This window comes from Herbaspirillum sp. ST 5-3 (genome assembly GCF_004804275.1).
Lineage (GTDB): Bacteria > Pseudomonadota > Gammaproteobacteria > Burkholderiales > Burkholderiaceae_D > Noviherbaspirillum.
The window spans coordinates 624530-642311 of sequence record NZ_STGI01000001.1; the positions used below are offsets into that span (position 1 = coordinate 624530).

21 protein-coding genes are annotated in these 17782 nt (G+C 60.4%); 3 read left to right on the forward strand and 18 right to left on the reverse strand.

All coding sequences use genetic code 11. The features are described 5' to 3' along the window. Positions 1-43 precede the first annotated feature (43 nt). A complete protein-coding gene (locus E6W33_RS03080; RefSeq protein ID WP_136414135.1) occupies positions 44-940 on the reverse strand; it encodes a LysR family transcriptional regulator ArgP in 897 nt (298 codons plus the stop codon). Positions 941-1013: 73 nt separating this feature from the next. On the opposite strand from E6W33_RS03080, the gene E6W33_RS03085 reads away from it, so the two are divergent. The 3 genes from E6W33_RS03085 to E6W33_RS03095 all read left to right on the forward strand — a co-directional run bounded on the left by E6W33_RS03085 (position 1014) and on the right by E6W33_RS03095 (position 3430). After that, positions 1014-1685, forward strand: coding sequence for a LysE/ArgO family amino acid transporter (locus E6W33_RS03085; RefSeq protein ID WP_136414137.1), 672 nt, complete (start codon positions 1014-1016; stop codon positions 1683-1685). 617 nt (positions 1686-2302) lie between these two features. Then, positions 2303-2782: a VOC family protein gene (locus E6W33_RS03090; RefSeq protein ID WP_136414139.1), complete on the forward strand. Its 480-nt coding sequence runs from the start codon at positions 2303-2305 to the stop codon at positions 2780-2782. Between the two features lie 168 nt (positions 2783-2950). After that, positions 2951-3430, forward strand: coding sequence for a GNAT family N-acetyltransferase (locus tag E6W33_RS03095; RefSeq protein ID WP_136414141.1), 480 nt, complete (start codon positions 2951-2953; stop codon positions 3428-3430). Between the two features lie 428 nt (positions 3431-3858). Here the strand turns inward: E6W33_RS03095 and E6W33_RS03100 are convergent, their stop codons facing one another. The 17 genes from E6W33_RS03100 to E6W33_RS03180 form a co-directional block, all read right to left on the reverse strand. Then, on the reverse strand, positions 3859-4932 hold the full coding sequence (locus E6W33_RS03100; protein WP_136414143.1) for a GNAT family N-acetyltransferase: 1074 nt from the start codon (positions 4930-4932) through the stop codon (positions 3859-3861). Between the two features lie 152 nt (positions 4933-5084). Next, positions 5085-5276 (reverse strand): 2-hydroxymuconate tautomerase, encoded by a 192-nt coding sequence (locus E6W33_RS03105; RefSeq protein WP_136414145.1) that lies wholly within the window; start codon positions 5274-5276, stop codon positions 5085-5087. Between the two features lie 11 nt (positions 5277-5287). Then, on the reverse strand, positions 5288-6076 hold the full coding sequence (dmpH, locus tag E6W33_RS03110; protein WP_136414147.1) for a 2-oxo-3-hexenedioate decarboxylase: 789 nt from the start codon (positions 6074-6076) through the stop codon (positions 5288-5290). Between the two features lie 11 nt (positions 6077-6087). Beyond that, positions 6088-7116 carry a 4-hydroxy-2-oxovalerate aldolase gene (gene dmpG, locus E6W33_RS03115; protein ID WP_136414150.1) on the reverse strand — a complete coding sequence of 343 codons (1029 nt, stop codon included), beginning with the start codon at positions 7114-7116 and terminating at the stop codon, positions 6088-6090. A 10-nt stretch (positions 7117-7126) separates the two neighbouring features. Continuing rightward, positions 7127-8038, reverse strand: coding sequence for an acetaldehyde dehydrogenase (acetylating) (locus E6W33_RS03120; RefSeq protein WP_136414152.1), 912 nt, complete (start codon positions 8036-8038; stop codon positions 7127-7129). An 83-nt stretch (positions 8039-8121) separates the two neighbouring features. Then, positions 8122-8904, reverse strand: coding sequence for a 2-oxopent-4-enoate hydratase (dmpE, locus tag E6W33_RS03125; RefSeq protein WP_136414154.1), 783 nt, complete (start codon positions 8902-8904; stop codon positions 8122-8124). A 21-nt stretch (positions 8905-8925) separates the two neighbouring features. Then, on the reverse strand, positions 8926-9759 hold the full coding sequence (locus E6W33_RS03130) for an alpha/beta fold hydrolase (protein WP_136414156.1): 834 nt from the start codon (positions 9757-9759) through the stop codon (positions 8926-8928). A gap of 11 nt (positions 9760-9770) precedes the next feature. Beyond that, positions 9771-11225: a 2-hydroxymuconic semialdehyde dehydrogenase gene (locus E6W33_RS03135; protein WP_136414158.1), complete on the reverse strand. Its 1455-nt coding sequence runs from the start codon at positions 11223-11225 to the stop codon at positions 9771-9773. Positions 11226-11288: 63 nt separating this feature from the next. After that, a complete protein-coding gene (locus tag E6W33_RS03140) occupies positions 11289-11720 on the reverse strand; it encodes a heme-binding protein (protein WP_136414160.1) in 432 nt (143 codons plus the stop codon). A gap of 1 nt (position 11721) precedes the next feature. Beyond that, entirely contained in the window at positions 11722-12648 is a 927-nt protein-coding gene (locus E6W33_RS03145) for a catechol 2,3-dioxygenase (protein WP_136414162.1), read from the reverse strand. Positions 12649-12688: 40 nt separating this feature from the next. Next, positions 12689-13012: a 2Fe-2S iron-sulfur cluster binding domain-containing protein gene (locus E6W33_RS03150; protein WP_136414164.1), complete on the reverse strand. Its 324-nt coding sequence runs from the start codon at positions 13010-13012 to the stop codon at positions 12689-12691. 1 nt (position 13013) lies between these two features. Further along, positions 13014-14075 carry a phenol 2-monooxygenase domain-containing protein gene (locus tag E6W33_RS03155; protein WP_136414166.1) on the reverse strand — a complete coding sequence of 354 codons (1062 nt, stop codon included), beginning with the start codon at positions 14073-14075 and terminating at the stop codon, positions 13014-13016. A 48-nt stretch (positions 14076-14123) separates the two neighbouring features. Further along, positions 14124-14483 (reverse strand): phenol hydroxylase subunit P4, encoded by a 360-nt coding sequence (locus E6W33_RS03160; RefSeq protein WP_136414168.1) that lies wholly within the window; start codon positions 14481-14483, stop codon positions 14124-14126. Between the two features lie 86 nt (positions 14484-14569). Further along, a complete protein-coding gene (locus E6W33_RS03165) occupies positions 14570-16120 on the reverse strand; it encodes an aromatic/alkene/methane monooxygenase hydroxylase/oxygenase subunit alpha (protein WP_136414170.1) in 1551 nt (516 codons plus the stop codon). A 26-nt stretch (positions 16121-16146) separates the two neighbouring features. Beyond that, positions 16147-16416 carry an MmoB/DmpM family protein gene (locus E6W33_RS03170; RefSeq protein WP_136414396.1) on the reverse strand — a complete coding sequence of 90 codons (270 nt, stop codon included), beginning with the start codon at positions 16414-16416 and terminating at the stop codon, positions 16147-16149. Positions 16417-16425: 9 nt separating this feature from the next. Next, entirely contained in the window at positions 16426-17418 is a 993-nt protein-coding gene (locus E6W33_RS03175; RefSeq protein WP_136414172.1) for an aromatic/alkene monooxygenase hydroxylase subunit beta, read from the reverse strand. 57 nt (positions 17419-17475) lie between these two features. Beyond that, positions 17476-17733: a phenol hydroxylase subunit gene (locus E6W33_RS03180; RefSeq protein WP_136414174.1), complete on the reverse strand. Its 258-nt coding sequence runs from the start codon at positions 17731-17733 to the stop codon at positions 17476-17478. Positions 17734-17782: the final 49 nt, after the last annotated feature.

Consider the following 17782-nt stretch of genomic DNA (forward strand, 5'->3'; position numbering starts at 1 on the left):
TCGAAGGTCAACTTCATTGAACAGACATAAGGCGTGGCGCAAGTCAGGACGGCAACAGTGAAGCGCTTGCGGCCGCCACTATCCTCCGGCTCAAAGAATCGAGCATCCCTGACGCTGCACGAGCATGCTGCCAGTGAAGCGGTACGTCCAAGGGAGTGTTCGGCACCAATTCGACGAGAGTCCCATTCTTCAGGTGCGCGGCAATCAGTGCCTGCGGGTGCATGCCCCAGCCCATGCCGGCCAGGGCTGCGGTCACGAACGCCTGGGGTGAAGGCAGCATGTGCCGCGGAAGCTCTACGTGCCGGCGACACAAGCGCCGTGCCCAGCGCGTCTGCAACGCATCCTTCGTGTTGAACACGAGACTGGGCGCCTTCGCCAGGCTGCCGGCCCGAACACCGTGTGTGAAATGGCGCTGCACGAACGCCGGGCTGGCTGCCGCCAGATAGCGCATGGAGCCTAACGGCCGGCTGTTGCAGCCTGGGGCAGGACGATCCGTCGCGGTCACGGCGGCCAGCACTGCGCCGCTACGCAACCACTCGGTAGTGTAATCCTGGTCATCCACCGCCACTTCCATCAGCACAGGGTTTTCTGCAGCGAAGGCACCGATGGCCGGCGCAGCCCATGTGGCCAGGCTGTCGGCGTTCACCGCAATGGGCAGCGCCACACGTGTAATCCCCTGCGGTGCAAGCGCCGGCAGAGCCCCTTGCAACTCCTGCTCAAGCAAGCGCACATGGTCGACATGCTGGCACAGGCGACGTCCCGTTTCGGTGGCGCGGCAGGGTTGCTCGCGGACCACCAGCGCGCAGCCGACGCGTTCCTCCAACAGTCGGATGCGCTGCGAAATGGCAGACGGCGTCACATGGAGCGCGCGTGCTGCACGCTCGAAGCTTCCTTCCCGGATCACGGCAGCCAGCGCAGACAGAGCGGAATAATCTAGCATCGCGTAAGTTTATCTAAACTGAATGAAGAAAAGATAGTTTGTCTTCATTCGAAAGCGCTGGCAAGCTCTCCGCATGATTACCTCACCTGCCCCCTCTTCGCTCGGCTTATCCGTTCTTGTCCAGGGCCTGGCCCTCAGCCTGGGACTCATCGTGGCCATTGGCGCCCAGAACGCATTCGTTCTGCGCCAAGGCCTGCGCCGCGAACATGTCGGCATCGTCGTGCTGTTCTGCGCAACGGCGGACGCAGTGCTGATTACTTCCGGCGTCATGGGCATGGCCCAAGCCTTGGGGGAGAGTCGGGGCCTTGCGCGCGCACTGGCGCTGGCCGGCGCCGTGTTCCTGGCCTTGTACGGATGGCAGGCGCTGCGTCGGGCCCGGCATTCCTCCCAGTTGAAAGCGGCAGAAGATGGGGCGGGTTTCAGCCGAGGTGCTGCATTGGCTCAGGCCGCGGCATTCACGCTGCTCAACCCTCATGTCTATCTGGATACGGTACTGCTGGTGGGTAGCATCGGCGCCCAGCACCCCGCGGCACTCCGGGTTTGGTTCGTCGCGGGCGCAAGCTCTGCCAGCCTGTGCTGGTTCGGGCTTCTGGGATTCGGGGCGCGATGGCTGGCCCCGTGGTTCGCGCGACCGAGAGCCTGGCAGGTGCTGGACATTCTGATCGGCATGACGATGTTCGCGATCTCCGCACTGCTGGTGCGTCACGCCCTCGCAGGCTTGTTCCATGCAGCACCTCCATGGTGACCGTCGGGAAGGCGGCTTATAGCCGCTGCCTCGGGTCATGAATCGGCTTTAGTCCGTCCAGAAGCGGGCATCACTTACTGGATATTGCATCCGGCCGGCTTTGCGCCCTCCTTGCGTCTGACCGCTGCGTGGGAGGAAATATAGGAAAATTGCACACAGCATCCTGGCCAGCATCCTAAGATGTTGACGAACGTCAACCTTAGTCGGCAGCTGCCCCATAGCACGTCGGCCCTGCGGAAAGTGCGCCAAACTGGCCCCAAAAATGATGAGCTGCGGACTCGGTGAAATTAACCGAACCTGCGATAGAGGGAGCATGCGATGAAAACGATAAAGGAACTGGTCCTGAAATAACTTCAAGCGCTTTCGGACCCTTGAACTTGATTTTGACAATGAACATCCTGGCCGGTGGCAATGACGCTGGCAAGAACTCAGTGCTAAGTACCTGAAGAAGGTCTTGATTCTGAGTGAAGAGAAGCCCGAAGAGCCGGCCACTTACAAAAGTTGCCGTGGCGGAGATCGCGTGGGTGCGCGCCCCTAAGGAACGCCAATTGCTTAAGAAATAGGGCAGTCTTCATGGTTTGAGCCATGTACTTCTTAACATCCGTCGGAGAACGAAAATGCTCAGCAAAAACACGATTTGTCTCTGGTTCAACAGCACGGCAGTAGAAGCCGCGCAATTCTACGCCGAGACGTTTCCGGACAGCGCGGTGGGAACAATCCATCGCGCGCCCGGCGACTATCCCGCTGGCAAGCAGGGTGACGTCTTGATGGTCGAGTTCACAGTGATTGGCATTCCTTGTATCGGTCTGAACGGTGGCCCGGCGTTCCAGCACAACGAGGCGTTCTCCTTCCAGGTTGCAACCGACGACCAGGCCGAAACCGACCGCTTGTGGAATGCGATTGTCAGCAACGGCGGCCAGGAAAGCGCATGCGGCTGGTGCAAGGACAAGTGGGGCCTGTCATGGCAGATCACGCCACGCGCCCTCACTGCCGCGATCGCCGATCCTGATCGCGCGGCGGCCAAGCGCGCTTTCGAAGCGATGATGCAGATGGGGAAGATTGACATCGCTACGATCGAAGCGGCCCGGCGCGGTTGACGCTCCTTGATCACCCTTTTCCGCTGGCCGGGATAAGATATTGGGGCGATTTCACAATAGGTTTTATTAGTCGGTGTCCCTATTTATCAGTCAGACCGTGACGTATAAATCTAGGTGTGCGATGAAGCTAGATGAATCTATGTGTCAATAATATGAGAATGACTCTTCATGGAAATTATTCTGAGAAATCCAATCCCGGGAGATATTGGTTGGCTGATATCAATACATGGGAAACTATATGCAGAGCAGTTTGAATTTGATTCAAATTTTGAAAGGGACATTGCCAAAAAAGTTATTGCGTTTTTGGAAAAACAAAATTCCTTCAACATGCTCTGGGTGGCAACTGTAAACAATAAACCTATTGGTTCTATAGCTGTGTCAGTAAAACCTGATCAAACCGCATTTATAAATTTTTTGCTCGTCAAAACCGAATACCGAGGCTGCGGAACTGCAAAAACGCTAATGGACAAAGTTATTTCACATTGCAAAGATCACCACATAGGCTTGTTGTGCCTTGAAACGTATAGCTGCCTAAAGTCTGCTCGAAAATTGTACAAAAAATATGGTTTTACACTTTCAACCAAGAACGTTGATGTCAAAATGTATGGTCAATCCTTTGATCAAGAGTTTTGGGAAAAAAGATTATAAAAATCCGATGACTTGAATTGAAAAGGAACGGGTACAACGTACCGCTAGCAAGAAGAATAGTGAATCGATTCAGTCTTAATTTGCCTCTCAACGCGGCACTTTGTGCCGGTTAGCTCTGTGCAGAACGTCTGCCTTGGGAAAAGCTGTACTTCCGGTCCGGGTCGGTAACGGGCCTGCGCCGACCTGACTTCAATGGCCGTTTCCGGACCCAAGGCAGTCGAACACGACTGGCCGGCGCTATTCATTCGGACTGATCTTCGCAATCCCTGTGAAGGTCACTAAAAGACGAACGGTCAACCGATTCGGGATTGGCCCTTCCTCTCTCGGCGCGCCGAACAGACTCAGGATTTCTTGCTCATGGGCGGTTATCAATTACGCGAGCGACGGATGCATGAATTGCTGCTAAGTGCGATCCATTAACCGACTCTCTACGATCCCCTGAAGCGCTTTGCCGTATTCTCGACTTTGCGCTGCAAATGTCTGGCGGCCGGGCGCCAGAATCTTCCGCCATGGACAAGCATCGATAGCGGTGAGCGGAAAATCACCAGGTCTGCGAGGTTGCGCTGCACGCCGAGGAAGCGGAACTTGTATTCGTCCTGTCCCCACTGGAAGTGGCACTCCTTTCCTCCGTGCGCAATGCAGTCGACGATGGCGAGATAGCAGCAAATCGTCCCCAACCTGAATTCCTCGTAGCCAGGGTCGTAGGCGCACATGTCCATGAAATCGTTGCTGCCGACCCGGTAAGCGATCCAGCCGCCGCAGATCTTGCCGTCGATGGTGGCGATGCCGACGATACCGTAGCTTCGCGCCATGCGCACCATCTGGTCGACTGTCTCCTCGTCAACGATGGATCGACGGTGCTTCTTCGTCATTTCCGCAGCCTTCATGTCGACGATGGCGCGCATATGCTCGCGCGTGATGTCGCCTCTTGTAAAAACCTGGTGCCGGAAGCTCGGGAATTCCCGCTTGAGCTTGTTGGAATAGTATCTGATCGTCCTGCGCGTCGACTTGCCCAATGCGGCCACATATTCTTCCTCGCTGGCGGGAAGCGACAGGACGATATCCTCCGACACATCGAATCGATGACAGAGATACGCGCGCGGCGTGCCATCGGGCCGGATCGCATGAAACGCGATGACCGATGCCGATGCGAATTTCTCGAACACGTGCTTGACGAAGCGCTCGATGTCGGCACCGCCGATCGTCATCACTTCGTTGAGGACCTTGATGACGTGGCCGTCAAGCCGGAACAACAGGATGGCGCAGGGCTTTCCCGCCCGATCCGCAACATAGGTATGGACATGCGCGAGCGATGCGCCGGACTTGCACTGGAACTGCGCCAGCGTCGAATACGGGCTTTCGTACAGGGTTTCCAGCGCGCCCTGCACAAACGGGGGCGTACTGCACTCATGGAACCTCACCGACACGTCGGTGCGCACATTGCCCATTACCGATTGGACTCCGGCGCCGGTATCCGACGACGGAACGCGCATTCGCTCCATGGTTTCCTGCCCTTTGCTTGTTATTTTCAGGAGTGAGCGACCTGAACCGATCGCTTGTCCGTTGAAAATATTTTCCCATGCAGGATCACGGAAGCATTTGTGGAGGAACAAGCTTTGTGGCAATGAATGAACGAAAGCCCTCCTACGTTGCGCTATCTCCCGAGCTCGCCGGCGGTCTTGCCGCCGATGCCGAAGTGCTCCTTCGGCATTTCGGTCAGGATCACGCGCACGCTCTCGGGCTTGGCGCCGATGGCCTCGTGCATGGCTTCGGTGATCTTCTGGATCAGCAGGCGTTTCTGCTCGACGGTGCGGCCTTCGAGCAAATGGATTTGGCAGATAGGCATGTGAAGTCTCCTTAAACGAATCGCATGTTGACGCTTCCCAGCTCCTGGATGCGCAGCGTGACATTGTCACCCGCATGCACTGCGACCGCTTCGGTGATGCCGCCGGACAGGATCAGCGTGCCGGCCGGGATTTCCTCGCCGCGCTCGCCGAGCAGGTTGGCGAGCATGGCAATGGCCGCCGCCGGATGGCCGAGCACGGCAGCGCCGGCGCCGAGCGATACCACCTGGCCGTTCTTTTCCATCACCACGCCGAGCGTGCGCAGGTCGAGATTGTCGACCGGGGCCATGCGGCCGCCGACCACGAAGCGCGAGGACGAGCAGTTGTCGGCCACCACGCTCTTCAAATCGAACTTGAAGTCGCGATAGCGCGAATCGATCACTTCGATCGCCGGCATCACGAAATCGGTTGCCGCCAGCACGGAACCGATGTGGCAGCCCGGGCCTTTCAATGGCGCCTTGGTGACGAAGGCAATTTCCGGTTCGACCTTGGGATGGATCAGTTCGGACATCTTCGCCTCACCGCCTTCAGGCACCGCGAAGTAATCGGCGAGGAAGCCAAACACCGGCGTTTCCACGCCCATCTGTTTCATCTTCGCGTGCGAAGTGAGGCCGGCTTTCAGGCCGACGATGCGCGCGCCGCGCGCGACCTTGCGGCGCTTGATTTCGTCCTGGATCGCATAGGCGTCGTCCCAGTCCATCTCGGGATATTCGTCGGTGATCTTCAGCGTGTCGCGCGCTTCCAGTTCGCAGGTTTCCAGATGTGCCGCGAGTGTTTGTATCGTGCTCTTGTCGAGTTTCATTGTCTTTTCCTTTACATCAGGCCGCGTTCGCGTGCCATCGTCAGCGCGGTGTCTTCGATCATGTCTTCCTGTCCGCCGACCATGCCGCGCCGGCCCATTTCGACCAGGATGTCGCGTGCCGGCACCTTGTATTTCTTCTCGGCGCGCTTGGCGAACAGAAGGAAGGAGCCATAGACACCGGCATAGCCGAGCGTGAGCGCATCGCGGTCGATGCGGATCGGGAAATCCATCATCGGCACGACGAGGTCTTCAGCCACGTCCTGGATCTTGTAGACATCCACACCGGTCTCGATGCCCATGCGCGCGCAGACTGCGATCAACACTTCCATCGGCGTATTGCCGGCACCTGCCCCCAGACCGGCTGCCGCGGCGTCGATGCGGTTGGCGCCGTATTCGATGGCGGCCACCGAATTGGCGACGCCCATCGCCAGGTTGTGATGGCCATGGAAGCCGAGTTCGGTTTCCGGCTTCAGTTTTTCACGCAGCAGGCCGATGCGGGCTTTCACGTCTTCCGGCAGCATGTAGCCGGCGGAATCGGTGCAGTAGATACAGTTGGCGCCGTAACTTTCCATCAGCTTGGCCTGCTCGAGGATCTTCTCCGGCGAGGCCATGTGGCTCATCATCAGGAAACCGACGGTATCCATGTTCAGCTTGCGCGCCATGCCGATGTGCTGCTCGGACACGTCCGCTTCGGTGCAATGCGTGGCGACACGGATGGTGTTGACGCCAAGCTCGCGCGCCATCTTCAAATGGTCGACGGTCCCGATGCCGGGCAACAGCAGCGCCGAAACCTTGGCTTGCTTCATCAGCGGGATCACCGCGCCGAGGTATTCCTCGTCGGTATGCGCCGGGAAGCCGTAGTTGACCGAGGAACCACCCAGGCCGTCGCCATGCGTGACTTCGATCAGCGGGATGCCCGCGTTATCAAGCCCCTGCGCGATGCTTTTCATCTGTTCCAGTGTCATCTGGTGGCGCTTCGGATGCATGCCGTCGCGCAGCGTCATGTCATGGACGGTGATTTTCTTGCCTTTGAGTGTCATGTCTCTTTCCTTACGCGGCGATTGCTTGCAGGACCAGCTTGCCGCTGATGATTTCTTCGGCGAACATCTCCGCGGTGCGCGCGGCGGCGGCGGTCATGATGTCGAGGTTGCCCGCATACTTCGGCAGGTAATCGCCCAAGCCTTCGACTTCCATGAAGATGGACACGCGCTTGCCGTCGAATACCGGACCGTTGACCAGCTTGTAGCCGGGCACGTACTTCTGTACTTCCTTGATCATCATGTGCACCGAGGCGGTGATCGAGTCGCGATCCGGTTCGGTCTCGGTCAGGCAGTGGATGGTGTCGCGCATGATCAGCGGCGGCTCGGCCGGGTTGATCACGATGATGGCCTTGCCCTTTTTCGCGCCGCCGACCTTCTCGACCGCGCCGGAGGTGGTGCGGGTGAACTCGTCGATGTTCTTGCGGGTGCCGGGGCCGACCGAACGCGATGACACGGTGGCGACGATTTCGCCGTAGGCGACCGGCTGCACGCGCGACACGGCCGCGACCATGGGGATGGTGGCCTGGCCGCCGCAGGTGACCATGTTGACGTTCATCTCGCGCTTGCCGACGTGTTCGAGCAAGTTGACCGGCGGTACGCAGTAGGGGCCGATAGCGGCCGGCGTCAGGTCAATCATCATCACGCCGAGTTCATTCAGCTTGCGCGAATTTTCTGCATGCACATAGGCGGAGGTCGCGTCGAACGCGATCTGGATTTCATCGTTCGCGACGTGCGGCAACAGGCCGTCGACGCCGTCGGATGTCACCTTCAGACCCATGTCGGCGGCGCGCTTGAGACCTTCGGAAGTCGGATCGATGCCGACCATCCAGACCGGCTCCAGCACCGGGCTGCGTTGCAACTTGTACAGCAGATCGGTGCCGATATTGCCGGGGCCGATCAATGCGCATTTGATTTTTTTCATCTGTGTTCTTTCCAATGGATTCTCTATCGGGAACTGGCTACTGGCTCCTTCCCCCTTTGCAGGGGGAACCAGTAGTCGAAGCATTAATAGAATCTGACCGAGCAACCGCCGATGCCGCCAATCGTGACGCGCAGGTTGTCGCCGGCCTTCACCGGCAGCATGGCCGCGAGCGAACCGGACAGCACCACCTCGCCAGCCTTGAGCGGGATGCCGAGCTTGCCCAGTGTGTTGGCCAGCCATGCGATCGCGTTGACCGGGCTGCCGAGTGCGGCCGCGCCCGCGCCGGTAGCGGCGATCTCGCCGTTCTTTTCCAGCACCATGCCGCAGGTCGACAGATCGACCTTGCGCGGATCAACCGCACGGTCGCCGAGCACGAACACGCCGCAGGAAGCGTTGTCGGCGACGGTGTCCTGGATCCTGATCTTCCAGTCGCGGATGCGCGAGTCGACGATCTCGAAGCAGGGCATCACGCATTCGGTCGCGCGCAGCACATCAGCATTGGAAATACCCGGCCCCATCAGGTCGTGCTTCAACACGAAAGCGATCTCGCCTTCCGCCTTGGGCTGGATCAGCGTGTTCATCGGGATCGCTTCGCCTTCGTTGTAGATCATGGTGTCGAGCAGGTAGCCGAAGTCGGGTTGATGCACGTTGAGCATGTCCATCACCACCTTGCTGGTGACGCCGATCTTCTTGCCGACGACGCGCGCGCCCTTTTCCATGCGGCGCGCAATCATGCGCTGCTGGATGTGGTACGCATCCTCGATGCTGATGTCCGCATGGCGTTCGGTCAGCGGTGTCAGCGTCTCGCGGCTGCACAGCGCGTTGTAGAGCTCGTCGCCGAGCTGAATGATTGTTTGCTGTTCCATGGTGTGTCCGTAAAATTGAAATCAGGTTTGCGCCGGTTCGGCGAGGAAGTCGCCGACCAGACGCGCGAAGCGCTGTGCGTGCTCAATCTGCGTCCAGTGTCCGCAGCGGCCGAAGACATGCAGTTGCGAGCGATCGATCCATTGCGCCAGCGTGAGCGAAGTCGACAGCGGAATCACCTTGTCCTCGCGTCCGTGGATCACCAGCGTCTCATGCGGCAGAGCACGGATGTCTTGCTCGCTGCTGGCCATCGCATTGACCCAGCGCTGACGCGGCGCCGGGAACATCGCGGAAAACGATTCCTGGAAGCCGGGGCGAATGCTGGCCTGGTAGCGCAGTTTCGCAAGCTCGTCGGTAACCAGCGAGCGGTCGTAGGCGAAGATGTCGAGCAGCTTGCGCATGTTCTCGATCGAAGGCTCGTAACCCCATGCTGCATCGAGCCCCGGCGTGATTTCGAAAGGCACGCCGACGCTGCCCATCAGCACCAGGCGCCGCACGCGCTTCGGATGCCGGATCGCCATCGCCAGCGCGAGTGCGCCGCCGAAGGAATTGCCGACCACATCGGCCTGCGCGATGTCGAGCGCGTCCAGCAGACCCACCGCCTGCGCTACCCAGGTGTCGAGGTTGTAGGCGATGCCTTGTGGACGCTCGGTGAAGCCGAAGCCCGCCATGTCGGGTGCGATCACGCGGCTGCGCTTCGCCAGTTCCGGCATGGTCAGGCGCCAGTTGGCCCAGGCGGAAACACCCGGTCCCGAGCCGTGGATCAGCAATACGGGAAAGCCGCTGCCAATGTCATGGTAGTTGGTCAGGATGCCGTTGGCGCGGATGCTGTTGGCGATTTCGGGATTGGTATTCATGTCGTTGTCGATCAAAGCTTGATGCAGACGTTCTTCAGCTCGGTATAAAACTCAAGTGAATGCACGCCGCCTTCACGGCCGATGCCCGATTGCTTGGCGCCGCCGAAGGGTGTGCGCAGATCGCGCAGGAACCAGCTGTTGACCCACACCAGGCCGGCTTCGATCTTCGCCGCGACGCGATGGCCGCGCTGCAGGTTGGTGGTCCAGATCGATGCGGCGAGACCGTAGGTAGTGTCGTTGGCGCGGCGGATCACTTCTTCCTCGCTGTCGAAGGGGAAGATGTGGCAGCACGGCCCGAAGATCTCCTCGCGGCAGACCGCCGCATCGTCGGACAGGCCGGTCCAGATGGTCGGCTGCACCCACGCCCCCTCGGCCAAGTCGCCCTGCATGTCGGGCACGCCGCCGCCGGTCACCACGGTCGCGCCTTCCTCGACCGCCTTCTCGTAGTAGGACAGTACCTTGGCCTTGTGCTCCTGGCTGATCAGCGGGCCCATGCCGGTGGCCGGATGGTTCGGCACGCCGATCTTCATCGCTTCGGCGCCGATCTTCATGGCAAACACGAACTTGTCGAAGATCGGGCGCTCTACGTACACGCGCTCGGTGCCGAGGCAAACCTGGCCGCAATTGGCGAAGGCGGAACGCAGCGTGCCTTCGATGGCCGCTTCGAAATTGCAGTCGGCGAACACGATGGCCGGATTCTTGCCGCCCATCTCCAGCGACACCGGACGCGCACCCTCGGCGGCGGCCCGCATGATCGCCGCGCCGGTGCGGGTTTCGCCGGTGAAGGTGATCGCGTTCACGCCTTGATGGGTAGTGAGAAACTCGCCGGCGGAGTTGGGGCCGAAGCCGTGCACCACGTTGTACACACCCTTGGGCATGCCGACGGCGTTCATCACCTCGCCCAGCAGCGTTGCGGTCTGCGGTGTTTCTTCCGAGGGCTTGACGACAACCGTGTTGCCGCAGGCGAGCGCAGGGCCGACCTTCCACGTCATCAGGAGCAGCGGCAGGTTCCACGGGCAGATCACGCCGACCACGCCGACCGGCGAGCGGGTGGCATAGTTGAGCGCGCCTGCGCCGTCGGGCGTGGCCATCTCGAAGAATTCGGTCGGCACGTTCTTGATCACGTCGGCGAAGATCTTGAAGTTGGCCGCGCCGCGCGGAATGTCGATGTGGCTCGCGAGACTGCGCGGCTTGCCGGTGTCGGCGCATTCGGCGTCGAGGAATTCGTCGAAGCGCCGGTTGATTTCATTCGCAACGGCATACAGCAATTCAACCCGGTCGGCGACGGCCATCTTGCCCCACGGCCCGACGAGCGCGCGACGCGCCGCAGCGACTGCGGCATCGACCTCGGCCTTGCCGGCCTCGGCGACTTTGGCGATCACCGCGTTGTTGAGCGGCGAGCGCTTGTCGAACAGCTTCGCGGTCGTGACGAATTCGCCGTTGATAAAATTGTTGATCTGCTTCATTTACACTTTCTCCGTTACGTTTCCAACACCGGTACGGTGCGCAAGCCGCACCCTGCGTTCTTCCTACGGGTGCAGCCCGATGGCATCGAGTCCGGCACGTGCGCACTCTTCGTCCTGCGCCTCAGACGCACCGGACACGCCGATGCCACCTATCCATTCATCGCCTTCCATGCGCATCGGCAAGCCGCCGCCGAACACGATCAGGCGCGGCTGCGCCGAGAAGCCGAATTTCATGCCTTCGTCATGGCCGACAGCCGCCATCCAGTCCCTTGTCGGAAAGCCGAAGCTCGCCGCCGTATAAGCCTTGTCGATCGCGATGTCGATCGAGTGCAGGAATGCGCCCGGCATGCGCAGGAAGGCCATCAGACTGCCGCCGCGGGTGACCACGGCGACGTTGATGCACCAGCCGTTCGCTTCCGCGTGCCGCACCGCCGCTTGCGCGGCGGCGCTGGCTGCTTCCCAGGTGATGCCCGGGCTTGCAGTCGCGACTTGCATCTCAGGTCACCACGGTCAGGAAGCGCTCGTTCAGCTTGCGGTCGTGGTAGAACACACCGGCACCCACTTCATCCCATGTCCAGGTGATCGGTTGCATGTCCGGATAGAAGTCGTAGCCACCGCAGAAGGTTTCGAGGCGATTGCCCGAGGGGTCGAAGAAATAGATCGTCGTGCCGCGCGTGACGCCGTGACGCGTCGGACCGGCATCGATCGACACGCGATGCATCGACATCAGGTCGGCCGCGCGCAGCACCTGCTCCCAGCTTTCGAGGCGGAACGAGAGGTGATGCAGCTTGTCGTCCTCGGCATGGCGCACCATCGCGATGTCGTGCGCCTTGGCGGAGCAGGTCAGCCAGGTGGCGAGATCGGTGGTTCCATCTTCCAGCTTGATGCGTTCGACCAGCGAGAAGCCGAGCACTTTTTCGAACAGGTCCTTGTTGCCGTCGATATCGCCGCCGTAAATCAGGCAGTGGTCCATGCGCACCGGCGCGATGCCGGGAATGTTCGGCACCCAGGCTTCCGGATTGGTGTAGCTCATGCCGTTGCCGACGTCCTTCTTCTCGGCATACAGTTCGATGGTATGGCCGGTCGGGATCTTGAAGCGCACGCGTTCGCCCGTGTTGAGCATTTCGCCGGCCGGAATGCGCTCGGTCTTGACACCGTATTCCTTCAGGTCGCCCTCAAGCTTGTCAAGCGTGGCCTTGTCCAGCACCTTGAAGGCAAAGTGATCGAGACCTGCGCGGTCGGCCTGGCGCAGCACCACACTGTGATGGTCGCGCTCATCCCAGCACTTGAAATACACGCGGCCGGAATCGTCGCGCCCCACTTCGAGCAAGCCCATCACTTCCGTGTAGAACTTGACCGACTCCTCCATGTCCAGCACGCGCAACTGCGCATGTCCCGGACGCAAAACTCCTGTCATTGCCATGGTGATCTCCTCCAATACAGCTTTGATTAAACAAAACGAATCATGATTCGGATGCCTGTTCTCGGCACACGTTCTTCTTCATCTTCCCTACCACTTTCAATGTCACATCGCTCACCGGCGTCACCCGGCAGGCGAGCAGGCGTCCTTCGGCCTCGTCTTCCTCGCTCACGTGCTCGCGGCTCATGGCACGCTTGCGGTAATCCCCGGCGGTGACTTCGATCTTGCATACGCCGCAGCCGCCGCCGCGGCATCCGACGGGAATGCCTTTCTTGCCCAGCGCTTCCATGCCCACCAGCAGCGATTGCCTGTCCGAACAGCGGAAAGTCTCGCCGGTGTCCTCGATGGTGATGGTGAAGTGCGCCATGTCAGATCTTCTTGAACAAGGGGCTTCTGACCTGCTGCGCATCCGCCGCCGAAAAGAACTTCTCGGTGTAGATGTCGCGTTCGAACAAGCGCCCCTGCATCAGGGTCGTGATGCAGGCGTCGATCATCATCGGCGGCCCGCACAGATAAGCCTTGTGGCCGCGGAAATCGTTGTCGAAATGGTTCTTCGCCGCGTCGTGCACGAAGCCGCGGAAACCCGCCCACGCACTGTCTGTCGGTTCGTTCGACAGGGACGGCACGTAGGTGAAGTTCGCATGCTTCGCGGCGAGCGCTTCGAACTCGTCGTGGTAATACAACTCGTCGCGGGTCCGTGCGCCATACACCAGCGTGATCGGCTGGGTCGAACTCTGTTCCAGCAGATCGAGGATCATGGAACGCGGGCTCGACAGGCCGGAGCCGCCGGCAAGGAAAATCGACGGCAATTGCGCCAACTTGCGCACGAAGAAACGTCCATAGGGCCCGGTCAGCGTGAGCTGGTCGCCTTCGCGCAGCGTTTCATGGATCCAGGTCGTCGCCTTGCCGCCCGGGACAATGCGGATGTTCAGCTCGATCTCGCCATCCTTCGAGGGCGGGTTGGCCAAGGAGAATGCGCGCGACATGCTCTCGCCCGGAATCTGCAGGTTGATGTACTGGCCTGCCTGGAAGCGAATGCGCTCCTCGACGTCGAGCTTTATCCAGATGCCCTTGATGGTCGGCGTCAGGTTCTCGATGCGGCTGACCGTGCCATGGAAATCCTTCACCGGCATGTTCTGCGCATCGGGATCGACGTCGATCTCGGCCTCGACCACCGCGTCGGATTGCAGGGTGGCGCAACAGGCAAGCGTCTTGCCTTCTTCGCGTTCGTAATCCATCAGCGCGAAGTTGGATGCCTCGCCATGGTCGATCTCGCCGTCCACCACCTCGATCTTGCAAGTGGCGCACAGGCCGTGACAGCAGGCGTGCGGCAGATAGATGCCGGCGCGCAGGCTGGCATCGAGAATGGTCTGCCCCTCTTCGACGTCGATGGTCTGGCCGAGCGGTTCAATGGTCAACTGGTAGCTCATGTCACTTCTTTCCTTCGCAGGATGCGCGCGGCGCGCCCTGCGTTCAACTTAACTGCAGGATCCCTTGATGCCCGTCAGTCCGGGCGTGCGGAAGCGGATCACGTCCTTGTGCTTCAAACCGTTCTCGGCGAGCGACTTGTCGGCGTCCGGTTTCCACGGCTGGCCGGACTTGAACCACTCGACCTTGCTCCAGTCGATCTTCGCGAATTCGGGATGGTCGCCGAACGCGCCGGGAAACGCATGTTCGACGACGTCGCCGAAGCGCATGGTCGGCGCGAAGGGAAAGGCGAAGGGCGCGCAGAACATCAGGTGGTCCTCCCAGCCGACATACAAGAGCTGGGCGCCGTGGAACTTGTCGACGCTGTCCTTGACCTCGCCGACGTAGGGTTTGACTGCTACTACTGACATGGTTTGTCTCCTTGATTGGTTCGATGCATTGCGCGATGGTGGCCTAATGGTGGCGCGAAGGCGGCTTGATGCCGCCCGGCGGCGATCTAGGTATTCTTGGTCGCCATCTGCCGCCACTGCGCAAAATTCTTCTGGTCCTCCGAGCCCTCGAAGTCGAGGTTGTCGCGGCCGACGTTCAGGTGATACCAGCGCAGCACTTCCATCAGCGGATCGAAGCCTTCGGCTGCCGGGTTGACATCCGGTTCGAAGCAGTTGCCCTGGTAGATCTGGTGTACCGGCAGCCACGCCTGCACGTACTTCTCCGGCTCGTGGTCGAAGATTTCCTTGCAGCCGTCGGAGCAGAAGTGGTACTTCTCGCCCTTGTAGTCGGACTCGCGGTAGCAGATCTTGGTTGGGTCGCTCGGCTCGGTGAACAGCATCGGGATCTGGCAGCACTGGCACAGCATCGGCAGCGTCTTGTTGTAGAAGCGCTTGCCCTGCTTCGCCTGCTGCGCCCAGTGTTCGAAGCGCGGACGGTAGTACTTGTCGAAGGTGTTCGGGTATTTCGCGGACAGCCAGTCCATTTCTTCCGGCGTCGGCATCCAGGTATGGAAATCAGCCGCCGCGCCGTACTGGTAGAAGGTGGCCCATGCCTGGTGCGAGATGTGTTCCTTGTCGATGGTGGCCTGCTCGACGCACTTCGGCACGGTGATGCCGTAGCGCGCGAGATCCTTGAACAGCGCGCCACCGGATTCCTCGAAGTACACTTCCCATGCTTCCTTCCAGCTCATCACGCGCTTGGGCAGCATGTAGTCCATCATCATCGCGACGAGGGTCAGCATGCGCACGCCGCGCCAGGTCCACTTGTCGATCCAGCGCTGCACGATCGGCAGGTTGTCCGGGTCCTGTTCGAGGATGAACTTGATCATTTCCAGGCCCAGCGTCATGTGGCGCGCTTCGTCCGATTGCGCGGAGAAGCCGAAGGCCATCGCGCCCATGTCGCCGTTGTAGGCCGCACCGGAAATGAAGGGCACGAACAGCAGGTTGGTCAGCACATATTCGAACGAGAAGCCGATCGCGACCATGAACTCGAAGGGGCCGGCTGACATCGCGTCGTCGAAGAAGGACTTCGGCACCGACAAGTACCAGACGCGGTCGTGCATGTGACGCCAGTCGTGGAAACCGTTGTAGTGCTTGTTGTAGTTCGACAGCGAATGCACCTGCGTCTGGAAGTGGCGGATTTCGTCGAGCGACTGCATCTGGCAGGCCACGCGCGCACCAGCGCCGCGGAACTGGCGGCCGACATGCGCGAAGCCACGATGCGCCGCGTATTCCGCCGGTGAAATGCCGGTCATGAACAGCTTGAGCGCATTGATGTAGCGCGCATCGGTGACGCCGAGGTGGCCGTTGCTCTGATTGAAGGCGTCCAGGATCGCGTACAGCTTGCGCTCCTTTTCGGACTGGTATTTCCAGTAGGCGTCCATGGTCAGGCGGAACGGATCTTCCCACTTGTCCCAGTCGTGGATCTTGATGCCTTCGAACTTGTCATACGGATAAACCGCATCCATCGGCTGATAGCTGGTTTCCCAGTCGAGGCCGCGCGTCATTGCCGCGTAGCGCTCTTTCAGGCCGAGCTTCTTGGTCGCTTTCATGTCCATTATCTTGTCTCCTTGTTGGGGCCGGCTCAGTGCTTCCAGCTCAGCGTGAATTCGTCGTCGGTCTCGTTGATGTGGCCGGACAGCGTGATCAGGTGCACGTGCAGCTCTTGCAGGTCGAAGTCGCGTCCGAGCTTGTCTTCCACCGTGCCGCGCCTGATGGTGAGGCTGCCGGGCGCGTCGATCTTCACCATGGCCGGCTGCTCGTTGATGATGGCGTTCGGGTTGTCTTCCGCGATCGCGTCGATGATGCTGCGCGTTTCTTCATTGGTCTGGAATGCGATGAATACGTTGGACATCATGTCTCCTTACAGCGCCAGCCCGGCCTTGCCGGCGCGGAGCTTGAATTCTTCGGTCAGCTCGGCCATCACCGCTTCGGCTTGTTCGCCGAGTGCGTGTCTGGCGAGCGGGGTCAGCGCGGCCACGGCCTTGTCGCTGTACTCTTTTGTCCATTGCGACAGCAGTGCCTTGTTTTCCGGGGATTCGGCAGCAGCGGTCTTGATGCTGGCATCCACCCACTTGCGCGTCTCGGCGAACCACTCGCTCTGGAAGCGCGTCAGCATCGACACGGTCGGGCCGGCCTGTGCGGAGATCGCGTTGTCGATGTGCTGATACACCAGCGGATACAGCAGGCCGTCGAGCACGAGGTTTTGCGCGACGAACAGTTCGAACCAATCCTTCAGCACGAAGCTGTCTTCGACATAGCGGCGCAGTCCCTGCCACTTGCCGTCCTTCAGCCACGCGTCCTTGGCGGCGTCGAGCGCGGTTTCGTCGTCCAGCAGCAGACCGACGCGCGTCAGGTACTGGGCGATGCCGAGGTGGTCCATCGCCTGGTAGATGCACGGCTGCGTGATCGCGGTGCCGTAGCCGTAGGCGCAGATGAAGGAATTGTTCATGTTGGAGCCCCACTCCAGGTGGCGCAGCGGCAGCAGCACGTCGAGCGCGAGCTTGCGGGTCGCTTCCGGCAGGGCTGCCGCGAGGCCGCGCGATTCGACGAACTCGAAATCGCCCTCGGCGGTTTCCTGCATGCGGGCGCGGGCCAGCGTGTAGGTGCCGTAGTAGAGCTGGCGCGGATCCTTGAACGCATACCAGTCCGCCATCTTCACCCTGGTGCGGGTGACGTCGAACAGTTCGTGATCCGGGTCCCACAAGGGGCGATAGTGGAAGTTGGCGTCGGCCTGCGCGCCAAGCGTGCCTTCCTGGTAGCGCGAGGCCGGCTTGTCGCCGCCGATGCGCCGTGCGACGTGGTCGAATGTCTGGCGCAAGGGTTTGATGCTGACAGTACGTAGATCAATATGCATTGCTGACTCCTCCTGTTTTAATTGCCGGCCCCGTGCATGGCGCCGGTTGAATCTCTGTTACTTGAAGCGTTGGTGCGTGGCCTGCCGCAGGTTCCAGTCCCACTGCGATGCTTCGCCGTCGGCCGGATGCGCCTCGTCATCCAGCACGGTCACCGCATTGGCCTGGCAGAATTCGGTGAAGGCCGGACCGGGCAGCAGCAGTTCCACAAACAATTCCGGTTCGCCGATGGCGAATTCGAACTCCACCATGCCGTTTTCCCGGGTCTCGATGACGCGTACAAACTTGCGGGTCGTATCAAAGCTTGAGCTGTTCATTTTTTCCGCTGTCCGTGTTGGCCAGGAAGGACATAGCAACCGCCGTGCC

Bases quoted from the DNA above. Each gene is read 5' to 3' on its own strand.
- E6W33_RS03105 (WP_136414145.1), bottom strand. From the start codon at position 5,276: ATGCCTATCTGCCAAATCCATTTGCTCGAAGGCCGCACCGTCGAGCAG.
- E6W33_RS03150 (WP_136414164.1), bottom strand. From the start codon at position 13,012: ATGGCGCACTTCACCATCACCATCGAGGACACCGGCGAGACTTTCCGC.
- E6W33_RS03135 (WP_136414158.1), bottom strand. From the start codon at position 11,225: ATGAAGCAGATCAACAATTTTATCAACGGCGAATTCGTCACGACCGCG.
- E6W33_RS03095 (WP_136414141.1), top strand. From the start codon at position 2,951: ATGGAAATTATTCTGAGAAATCCAATCCCGGGAGATATTGGTTGGCTG.
- E6W33_RS03085 (WP_136414137.1), top strand. From the start codon at position 1,014: ATGATTACCTCACCTGCCCCCTCTTCGCTCGGCTTATCCGTTCTTGTC.
- E6W33_RS03130 (WP_136414156.1), bottom strand. From the start codon at position 9,759: ATGAATACCAATCCCGAAATCGCCAACAGCATCCGCGCCAACGGCATC.
- E6W33_RS03160 (WP_136414168.1), bottom strand. From the start codon at position 14,483: ATGTCAGTAGTAGCAGTCAAACCCTACGTCGGCGAGGTCAAGGACAGC.
- E6W33_RS03100 (WP_136414143.1), bottom strand. From the start codon at position 4,932: ATGGAGCGAATGCGCGTTCCGTCGTCGGATACCGGCGCCGGAGTCCAA.
- E6W33_RS03080 (WP_136414135.1), bottom strand. From the start codon at position 940: ATGCTAGATTATTCCGCTCTGTCTGCGCTGGCTGCCGTGATCCGGGAA.
- dmpG (WP_136414150.1), bottom strand. From the start codon at position 7,116: ATGACACTCAAAGGCAAGAAAATCACCGTCCATGACATGACGCTGCGC.
- E6W33_RS03120 (WP_136414152.1), bottom strand. From the start codon at position 8,038: ATGAAAAAAATCAAATGCGCATTGATCGGCCCCGGCAATATCGGCACC.
- E6W33_RS03165 (WP_136414170.1), bottom strand. From the start codon at position 16,120: ATGGACATGAAAGCGACCAAGAAGCTCGGCCTGAAAGAGCGCTACGCG.
- E6W33_RS03090 (WP_136414139.1), top strand. From the start codon at position 2,303: ATGCTCAGCAAAAACACGATTTGTCTCTGGTTCAACAGCACGGCAGTA.
- E6W33_RS03170 (WP_136414396.1), bottom strand. From the start codon at position 16,416: ATGTCCAACGTATTCATCGCATTCCAGACCAATGAAGAAACGCGCAGC.
- E6W33_RS03175 (WP_136414172.1), bottom strand. From the start codon at position 17,418: ATGCATATTGATCTACGTACTGTCAGCATCAAACCCTTGCGCCAGACA.
- dmpH (WP_136414147.1), bottom strand. From the start codon at position 6,076: ATGAAACTCGACAAGAGCACGATACAAACACTCGCGGCACATCTGGAA.
- E6W33_RS03140 (WP_136414160.1), bottom strand. From the start codon at position 11,720: ATGCAAGTCGCGACTGCAAGCCCGGGCATCACCTGGGAAGCAGCCAGC.
- E6W33_RS03145 (WP_136414162.1), bottom strand. From the start codon at position 12,648: ATGGCAATGACAGGAGTTTTGCGTCCGGGACATGCGCAGTTGCGCGTG.
- dmpE (WP_136414154.1), bottom strand. From the start codon at position 8,904: ATGGAACAGCAAACAATCATTCAGCTCGGCGACGAGCTCTACAACGCG.
- E6W33_RS03155 (WP_136414166.1), bottom strand. From the start codon at position 14,075: ATGAGCTACCAGTTGACCATTGAACCGCTCGGCCAGACCATCGACGTC.
- E6W33_RS03180 (WP_136414174.1), bottom strand. From the start codon at position 17,733: ATGAACAGCTCAAGCTTTGATACGACCCGCAAGTTTGTACGCGTCATC.